The organism is Streptosporangium sp. NPDC002544 (assembly GCF_040295965.1).
Lineage (GTDB): Bacteria > Actinomycetota > Actinomycetes > Streptosporangiales > Streptosporangiaceae > Streptosporangium.
This window is the reverse complement of the sequence record NZ_JBEOWJ010000076.1, coordinates 1-8,910: the sequence shown is the minus strand read 5'-3', so window position 1 is coordinate 8,910 and position 8,910 is coordinate 1. Positions and strand designations below refer to the sequence as shown.

The window sequence follows — 8,910 nt, the reverse complement described above, 5'->3', positions numbered from 1 at the left end:
ACGCTGGCGGGCCATCCGTACTTACGGTTGCCGTACCAGGTCAAGAACCCGGTCGCACCACCGGTCTCCTCATACAGATCCAGCGCGGCCACCGGGTCGTTTTCATGAGTGGGGTAGCTGCCCGCGCTGGGCACGAACGGCTCCTCCCGCGCCTGCGACACCCCAGCGAAATGAACCCATTTCTCAGCCTCGTCGTATTCGGCGAACGACGCGACGGGCTTACCGCTTGACCGCCTCAGGTGCCGGTTGAGCGCTGTGCGGGCCTCCTGCAGGGCGCCGTTCTGCAGGGACTTGATGATCTCGCTCGACCAGGTGTCCACCTTCTGCTCGATGGTGTGGAGCTGTCCCTGGATCTGGGTGAGCTGGGCGATCGACACCTGCTGCAGTTTCAGGACCTCGTCGAACTTGCCCAGCATCTCGGTGTAGATGACGTTGAGATTCTTGTTCACGGCGTCGAACTGCTTGTACATGACGGTCTGGAGTGTGACCACCTCCTGGCGGAGCTTGCCGAGCTCGGTCAGGATCTGCATCTCTATGCTCGGCTGACCGGCCTGGAAGAGCGGGAGCAGGGCTCCGATCGCGCCGAGGATGTTCCCTGTGAGCACCACCGACCCCAGGGAGAAGAGGGCGTCCTGAAATCCCTTCGCGGCGATCTTCGGGAGATAGTCGTTGATGGCGCTCGCGACCTTGATGGCCGCCTCACCGAGGTACTTCACCCTCCTGCCGCTCTCCTTGTCGGCGAAGTCCACGACGCTGACGAGCCCTTTGAGTCCCTGCTCGACGTGCTTGATGTACTTTCCACGTTGCGCGGCGCTCTCCTGCGCCCGTTCGAAGGCGGACTTGCAGTCGGCCAGGGCATCCGTGCGAATGGCGGCCCCGGGCGCGCAGGGCGGTTCCGCGGGAGCGGAGGTGCTCCAGAGGAACGCGCCGTCGTACGTGCTCTGCAACTCGTCGATCGCCTCGACCGCGTCCTTGATGATCTTGTTGTTCGCCGCCAGCAGGACACCCAGCCTCTTGTCGACCTCCTGCTGCCATCTGGGGTCGCCCGGGGAGTACTTGAGAATCTCGCTGAGCCCGATCACCTCGTTGAGCTCGGCGTCCGCCAGGAACTCCGCGGTCGTCGCACCGGCGGTGATACCGGACCGGACACCGACCTGGGAGTTCCAGACCCGCACCGCGGGGTGATCCACACCCAGGTCCAGCGCCACCTTCCGGATCCGGCCCGCACCGGCGAGGCTCACCTCGTCCAGGAGAATGGAGGTCTCCTGGTCGGTGTACCGCTGCGCGGCGAGCGCGTCCGACCAGCTGTCGTACCGCGAGATCGGCGAGATGACCAGGTCGCGCAGCACGTTCTTGACGGTGGCGGCGACCCCCTCCATTCCCGGAACCCGCGCGCCCACCTCGGCGATCCTGGACATGAGGTCCACGCTGTCCTTCGCGTCGGCCTCCGAGCCGAGTTTCTGGTCGATCTGTTCCGAGGCGGCCTGAAGCCGGCTGAGATACTGCTCCTCGGTCAACCCCGGCGAGGTGAGCGCGAGTGTCCCCAGATACTCGCTGAGCAGACTGTCCCTGTACGGCTTCGGGCTCTTGAGGTGCGTGGCCGTCGCGTGCAGCCTGGTGTTCAAAGCCTCCTGTTGCGCCGGCGACGGATCGGCGTACACCGGGGGGGCGAACGTTGCATGTGTCAGGCTCGCGGTGAGCACGACGGTCATCACCGTCGCGACCAGCCGGCTCAGCCGGGACGCCCATCCCCGACGTTGTGGGCGGTCAATTTTTCTCCATCTCGACCTCACTGAGGGTCCTCTCGCATAGATGTCGGCCGGGGGAGTCCGGCCGGGGTGAACTCGGCGATGGGGAGGCCACCTGTCCGAGGTCGCGCCGCGAGAGCTCGGGGCTACGGCCTTCCGCGAAGCCGTGCGTGGTGACACACCTGGTCGACGGCCGGCCCAGGTTCCCTCGTTATCCGGCACGGAGACTGCTGGGGAGGCGAGCTGCCGCTACGAGGTCGTCATATGGGTTTCCAGAGCAGATGCTCCGCGCCCAGCACGCGGAGGTGACGGACTCGGCATCGTCGGCCGGCGCGTGTCGTCACCGGCGTGGCGGGGGCCGATGTCATCCCATGTCGTATTCGATTCACACCCATCTGGTGCGGCTTCTCCGTCAGCAGCGCGTGAGTCCACCCACATCCGGGAGAGGAGGTGCCCGCGACGTTCCCACCGGCAGTGATCGCTGCCAGGCTGCTCGGTTGACTGCAGAGCCGTACGTGTCTCATGACACTTCCTGAATGCAAGCCTGATCGAATGATCGAAGCGTCACTCAAATCACTTATGAGGGACTTATGGGAATTTGGATGCCCCCTTTTAGTTCATCTTTAGTTCATGGTTGTGCTGGTCGGAAATCGCCACGGACAGACAGGCAGCAGGCGTCGACCCGGCACCCGCCCAGGCGCCAGATCACGGAGAGCTGCGACGATATGGGGTTTGCTCGGAGACCTCCGGCGGTGTCGGACGAGTGATCGGTGACGACGTGTGATCAGGTGGTGGAAACCGCGATGGGAATGAGGGCGACCCTCATGCCGGGGTTGAGCCGCTCCAGATCCCGGATCTTGTTATGGCTCTGACGTTTGAGACTGAGAGTGTCGAAGTAGTCGGCGCCCAGGTCCTGGAAGCGCAGGCCTTATCGGTTCCGGGTTGGCCATTGACCTGCCCAGACGGCCGGCAGGACCTGGAGTTGACGCAGGGCCTTGTGGAGGGTCGGACCACCCCGGCCTCCTTTGGGCCGGTCAGCCGAAATCCGCCGGGAACAGGACTTGCGGGTGGCCCGGGGCTTGGGGCTTGGGGCTACATCATCGGCGCCTACAGCCACCGCGACTTCGCCGACGGGGCTCCCATCAACATCATCGCGAAGTCGGCGACCACGGCGACGGCGCCATCAACGTCTTCAACGACGTCTCGGTCCGCTGATCCCGTCTCTCAGCCGGGGTCTGCCTCACGCATGCGTTCGGTGGTCCAGTAGGACGCGACATCCTCGAGAGCGCGATCATTCCACGATCCTGGGGCGGCGCGCTCAGGATCGCCCGGACGAATGATCACCATGGCCATCGCCGCCGGCACGAGCGCGGCGGCGATGGCCGACAACGCGACTGCTCGTCGGCTCATGCCCCCGACGTAGTCTGGGCGGCCGGTTGGTGGCGCGGGGCGGCGAGGTCGTGGGCGGAGCGGGCCAGCCAGATCATGATCAAGACGCTCGAGACCACACCGAGAGCCTCGACAGCCCTTCCCTCGCCCAGGAACGGCAATGCCGCCAGTACCAGAAAGATCGGCGCCACCAGGGCGGTGATACCGTATGCGACGGTCGCCGTCTCCCAGCGGTCGTCGTACCCCTGGGCCCGCAGGACCAGCACCGTCCAGACCAGGCCGGCCAGACCGCAGATCGACTCCGCCACATCCGGGACGGGCCAGCCGACGAGGTCGAGTACGCCGATGACGGTGAAACCGCCGTACCCCAGCACCCCCGCGCCCCGCATGTACGGCCGGTCGCCGCCCAGCACCCGCATGAACAGCAGCACGACCACCCACATCGCCGCAGAGTCGATCACCGTCGCATCCGCCCAGATCGACGCGGTGACGTGGAGCAGCCACGTCGCAGCTGTCGCGACGTAGAGCGCCACGCGCAACCGCAGGGTGTTCCGGTCCTGCTGGGGTGGCGGCCCCGCCAGCGGCCCGCGCAGGATCTGCCAGATCCCCCATGCCCAGGACAGCCCGGCCAGGACCAGGAGGAGCAGGTTCTGCCCTGTCGCCGCGACGCCTTCGGTCGTGGTTGCGAACAGCGTCAGCCACCACAACGGGCCGAGGTCGCCAGAGATCAGGGCGACGACGACGGCGACCATCAGCGCGGCGCCGTACAGACCGGTGACGAGCAGGGCGGGCAGGGCTGAACGGTGACGACGTAACACAGGACGCTTCCTGAGGATTCGGAGGGGATGGGAGCGAACGCCTCACCCTACAATCGATCATGAGGAGTGGCGCCAGCCGAGGTACATCACTGAACAGTGGTGATGCGTTGGCCCTCTAAGAGCACCGACCTCGATAGGCGTGGTTCATCTCGTGTAGGCACTCAGATCCCGCATTCGCACGTCGCCGTCACCGTCTCCGGTGACGGCGACCGGTCGACCGTTTACCCGCCCGACCGCCACCGCAAAGACACTGTTGGTGTATCCCATCGGTTCGCCGATGGGTTGGCGCGTGATCAGGTCCCACACCCGCATCATGCCGTCATCGTCGGGACCGCCGCCACCGCCGGTGACGGCGACCGGTCGGCCGTTCACCTCCCCGACCGCCACCGCCGAGAACCCGTAGGTGTGGCCGGTCGGCACCGGTTCGCCGATGAGTTTGTACGTGGTCAAATCCCACACCCGTATGTTCTCGTCCTCGCTGCCGGTGACGGCGACCGGTCGGCCGTTCACTCGCCCAACCGCCACCCCCCAGACACGGGTGTGGCTGGTCATCGGTTCGCCGATGGATTGGCGCGTAACCAGGTCCCACACCCGCACAGTGCCGTCGACATCACCGGTGACGGCGACCGGTCGGCCGTCCACCTCCCCGACCGCCACAGCCGTGACGAGGCCGGTGTGTCCTGTCATCGGCTCACCGATGGGTTGGCGCGTGGTCAGATTCCACAGTCGCACGGGGAGCTTGTGAGTGGCATCACCCCAGTCGCCGCCGGTGACGGCGACCGGTCGGCCGTCCACCTCCCCGACCGCCACCGCCGAGACGAAGCCGGTACGGTTGGCCACCATCGGTTCGCCGATGAGTTTGCGCGTGGTCAGATCCCACACCCGCACCGTGCCGTCATAACCACCGGTGACCGCGACCGGTCGGCCATTCACCTCCCCGACCGCCACCGCCTGAACGCCGGGGTGTCCGGTTATCGGTTCGCCGAGGGGTTGGCGCGTGGTCAGGTCCCATACCCACACAGTGCCGTCGTCATTGAAGCCGCTACCGCCGGTGACCGCGACCGGTTGGCCGTTCATCTGCCCGACCGCCACCGCCGAGACGACGTCATCGTGATGTCCCAGCAGATCTGCGGAACGCCAGAAGTTGACGACGAGCGCCACGCAAGCTATCAGTGCGACGATCCACCCGAGGCGTCGGCGGGAAGGCGCCGGCCGCACCGCCACGGCCGACGTCCCCGAAGTCCTGTCCCTAGCGGGAATCGTGTCCTCCTCGACCGTGGGGGCCAGCGGATGCGGGCCGGGCGGACGGGACAGGCTGGCCGAGGTCGGGGGAACCACCTGCGTACCGCCCGGTCGTATCGTGGCCGGACGCTTCGGGATCACCCGTGTCCAGCCGACCCAGATCAGGCACCACTCATCGTCCTTTCCGGTCGGCATCACACCTCGGGGATGGCCGGGCGGAGCCATCCGGCCACAGATGACCGAGAAAAGTGGGAGTGGTCGCAGCGTGCTAGATCACGCGAACGAATCCACTTCTCCTGAGGACGAGCCCCAAGTGATGATCAGAAACATAGTCACTCAGTTGGTCACCCGGCAATGCAGAAGGCCGTTCCCGACTGATCGGAAACGGCCTCTGATCTCGGTGGAGATGAGGGGATTCGAACCCCTGCCCCCTTCGATGCGAACCCTGGTGGAGGGTGCCGCTTCCGGTCATCGGATGCCATTCGATGTCGTCAGGTGCCGTGATGATGACGTCCGTTGATCCCGGCTGCGCTCTCGTGTCAGCGGGTCCGCTGACTTTTCGCTGACTCTGCCCGGCCTCTCGCCAGCCGACATGACCACGACCACCAGAGGATGTGGCCCTCTCCTGGACCGGCTGCGGCCGCGACCTGAATCTGTCGGCCTCGTACGCCATGATCGGCGGTCATACATCCCGTACATCCCCTTAAGGAGCAGCCATGGTCGTCAACGATGGATCCGGATGGTCCAACATCGGCTGGGACGGCTGGACGAATCTCAGCCTGATCCGCGCCCGGCTCGACGCGGGCGCCGACCCGAACTCAGGGACGTCCTTCCATGGACGGCCACTTCATGAGGCGGCCGAGCGCGGTTCACCCGAGGTAGTCACGGAACTGGCCCAGCGTGTCGATGACGTCGACGCGGAACACGAAGGCCGTACCGCGCTCTGGGAAGCCGTCTTTAACAACCGCCCCGACAACGCCCGCGCACTGATCGCCGCCGGAGCAAACCCGTGGCGACCGATGATGAACGGCTGGTCTCCTGGACGGCTCAGCCTGGCCACTCCCACCCCTGATCTGTTCACTCTTCCCGATGAGGAGGCTGGCCTGTCCGCCACCGAGGCCGCCGCCGTGGCAGAGGCCAGACGCCTGATCGCCGCGTTGGGGCGCTTCGACGACGACGGCCACAGCCTCGCCTGCGTCGCCGACATCACCGCTGCCGAGGCGATACGGCGCCTGGAGGCCGTACCAGCTGATGATGCCGACGTTGAAGAGATCATGGAGGATCCCTGGACGGATTTCGACGCCAGCTTGTCCGTCATCAGTGTCACCGACGTGCCCGGCGGATGCGTCGTCTTTCAGCCGTGGGGATACGCCGCGTCCAACCCCGGCGTCATAAAACGCCTGTCGGTAGGCACCGTCTGCTACGGGCTGTTCGCCAATCCTAAGAGCGGCAACCAGGGGGCCATCGCCCGCGACGGCGCCATCGAGGAATGGGACACCCACCCCGGCGGCGGCAGCGTCTACTCCGAAGAATCCGCAGAGGAGATCCTCGCCACCTACCTCTACCACCACCAAGCCGAGGCCTACTGCTTCGCCGGAGCGGACCTCCGGCTGGCTGACGCCCGATCGATCACCGGCCAGGCCGACATGTGGCTCAAGCTGCCCCAACAAGACTGGTGGAGTTAATCGGAGATACAGCGAGAAAGCCCGATTCCGCTATCTGGAGTCGGGCCTTCATCATGCGGCTCGACCTCCGCCACAATGATTATGTGATCGACTACTACCGCAGTTTCTTCGAGCGGCATCAGTGGCTGGAGGACGGACTCTCCTGGACCGTCGTGCAACCCCTCAACGAAGAGATCACGGTGGACGACCTCCTGCGACGACTGAACGGAGGCTGCGCCCCCGAGCAGCGCGTCATGGAGTATCCCCGGGAAGAGGCAGGGGAGGAGGACCGCCCCGTCCTCCTCGTCTCCGAGGGAGAAGGAACCTGGGGTTTCCTCGAACTCGCCTATGGCTTCGGTCTGTCCGACCGCGTCCTGATCGAGCTCAGCAGGGAATCACGCGTGTGGATGGTGACCTGGCACTTCAACGGGGGATACACGATCCTCTATGCGGCTGGCGGCGAGATCAGGGCGCGGATGCGCGACTTCATCTTCACCGAGCACAGGGTGGAGAACGGTGATCCGAGCATCCTGGCCGGTTTCCGCGCCATGCTTGACGCTCTCGCCCCGGAGGACTACCGAGGTAAGTACAGCGCGGCGTTCGCCTTCATCGAGGCGACCACCGGCATGGACCTGGACAGCGAGTGGCCGGATGTGGAGAACGCCCCCGTCGTCATCCTCGACAACCCTGCTGCCTGACCGGTTGTCGGCCAGCATCCTCGCCACGGTGGCAGCTCATCCACTCCGAAGACGTCCGCTGACTTTTCGCTGACTCCGCCCCCGGAACCCTCAACGGAAACCACCCTGTCCGGTCATGACCACTGACGAGCTGCACGTTACCTGAACAGCGAAAAGGCCCGGCTCCATGATCTGGAACCGAGCCTTTCGTCTGGTGGAGATAAGGGGATTCGAACCCCTGACCCCTTCGATGCGAAGCCAAGTCATCCGGCTTGGGACCCTGGCCTATGCGCTACTTGAGCTGCGGAGACAGTCCCTCATCGTCCGTGATCGTCCGGCCCCGTCCATAGGCGTTGTCACCCAGTTGGTCACTCAGTTCTCCGCGGGTCAGCTGTGCTGTGAAGCCCCCGCGCTGAAACAGAGAGCTCTTTCCATCGTGAAGGCACTGGTCAGGATGGGTCTGCGGAAAGCAGTGGCGGATGAGAGGAGACTCCCGATAAGACAGCAGTCGACCAAGATCCGATGCCCCAACCGGGAGCCTCGTTGCTGTCTTACCGTGCCTCGATTCCACTGTCCAACCACACCCTGATTCGCCTGGCCGAACTCATCCGCACCCGGCACGCCGAACGTCGCTCCCGGTGGCGGAAGTTAGACTCGGCGCAGCAGGCGCTAATGGTCCTGGCCCATTTGCGCAATGGCGACACCTACGCCCGCCTGGCCGCCGGTTTCGCCGTGGGGACCACCACGGCCTGGCGCTATGTTCGCGAAGCCGTCGATCTCCTGGTCGCCCTGGCCGACGACGTGCACGCCGCCGTCGAGCGCGCATCCCGGCTGGCCTACACCATCCTGGATGGCACTCTCATTCCGATTGACCGCCTCGCCGACGAGCGGCCGTATTACAGCGGCAAACACAAGCAGCATGGAATGAACGTGCAACTGCTGGCCGACCCCATGGGCCGACTGGTGTGGGCCTCGCCCGCGCTGCCGGGCGCCGTGCACGACGTGAGCGCCGCTCGGAAGGTCGGCCTAATCGACGTCTTGACCGGCGCCGGCCTGAAGACCTTTGCGGACAAGGGTTATCAAGGCACGGGCGCCACGATTCGGACGCCGTTCAAGCGACATCGCCATCGGCCCTGGTTGTCGCGCGGGCAGCGGGACGTCAATCGCGCCCACGCCCGTATCCGGGCCATTGGTGAGCGTGCCGTCGCGACCTTGAAGGGCTGGAAGGTGCTGACTAGGCTGCGCTGTTGCCCGCATCGAGCGACAGCGCTCGTGCATGTGGACGTCGTCTGAACCATGACCCCCTATCGACAGGTGAAAGCTGACCCCTGTCGTGTACTTGATTGTTACTGGTCGTTTCCAGGATTGGCCG

Annotated in this window: 7 protein-coding genes; 3 read left to right on the top strand and 4 right to left on the bottom strand. The window is 65.4% G+C overall.

The window, feature by feature from the left end; genetic code table 11:
• The 4 genes from ABT061_RS48045 to ABT061_RS48030 form a co-directional block, all read right to left on the bottom strand.
• The coding region (locus ABT061_RS48045) for a hypothetical protein (protein WP_350930410.1) at nt 1-1,625 on the bottom strand (1,625 nt) is incomplete at its 3' end.
• A 1,347-nt stretch (nt 1,626-2,972) separates the two neighbouring features.
• Nucleotides 2,973-3,158: a hypothetical protein gene (locus ABT061_RS48040; RefSeq protein ID WP_350930409.1), complete on the bottom strand. Its 186-nt coding sequence runs from the start codon at nt 3,156-3,158 to the stop codon at nt 2,973-2,975.
• The gene (locus ABT061_RS48035; protein ID WP_350930408.1) at nt 3,155-3,955 is read right to left on the bottom strand and encodes a hypothetical protein; all 801 of its coding nucleotides are present in this window, start codon (nt 3,953-3,955) and stop codon (nt 3,155-3,157) included. The genes ABT061_RS48040 and ABT061_RS48035 overlap by 4 nt, the downstream gene beginning before the upstream one ends.
• A 144-nt stretch (nt 3,956-4,099) precedes the next feature.
• Nucleotides 4,100-5,116 carry a WD40 repeat domain-containing protein gene (locus ABT061_RS48030; RefSeq protein ID WP_350930407.1) on the bottom strand — a complete coding sequence of 339 codons (1,017 nt, stop codon included), beginning with the start codon at nt 5,114-5,116 and terminating at the stop codon, nt 4,100-4,102.
• Between the two features lie 797 nt (nt 5,117-5,913).
• Between ABT061_RS48030 and ABT061_RS48025 the strand changes: the two genes are divergently transcribed.
• The 3 genes from ABT061_RS48025 (at nt 5,914) to ABT061_RS48015 (ending at nt 8,831) form a co-directional block, all read left to right on the top strand.
• Nucleotides 5,914-6,882 carry an ankyrin repeat domain-containing protein gene (locus ABT061_RS48025; RefSeq protein ID WP_350930406.1) on the top strand — a complete coding sequence of 323 codons (969 nt, stop codon included), beginning with the start codon at nt 5,914-5,916 and terminating at the stop codon, nt 6,880-6,882.
• A gap of 83 nt (nt 6,883-6,965) precedes the next feature.
• On the top strand, nt 6,966-7,559 hold the full coding sequence (locus ABT061_RS48020; protein WP_350930405.1) for a hypothetical protein: 594 nt from the start codon (nt 6,966-6,968) through the stop codon (nt 7,557-7,559).
• Between the two features lie 522 nt (nt 7,560-8,081).
• The gene (locus tag ABT061_RS48015; protein WP_350930404.1) at nt 8,082-8,831 is read left to right on the top strand and encodes a transposase family protein; all 750 of its coding nucleotides are present in this window, start codon (nt 8,082-8,084) and stop codon (nt 8,829-8,831) included.
• Nucleotides 8,832-8,910: the final 79 nt, after the last annotated feature.

Bases quoted from the DNA above. Each gene is read 5' to 3' on its own strand.
- ABT061_RS48025 (WP_350930406.1), top strand. From the start codon at position 5,914: ATGGTCGTCAACGATGGATCCGGATGGTCCAACATCGGCTGGGACGGC.
- ABT061_RS48040 (WP_350930409.1), bottom strand. From the start codon at position 3,158: ATGAGCCGACGAGCAGTCGCGTTGTCGGCCATCGCCGCCGCGCTCGTG.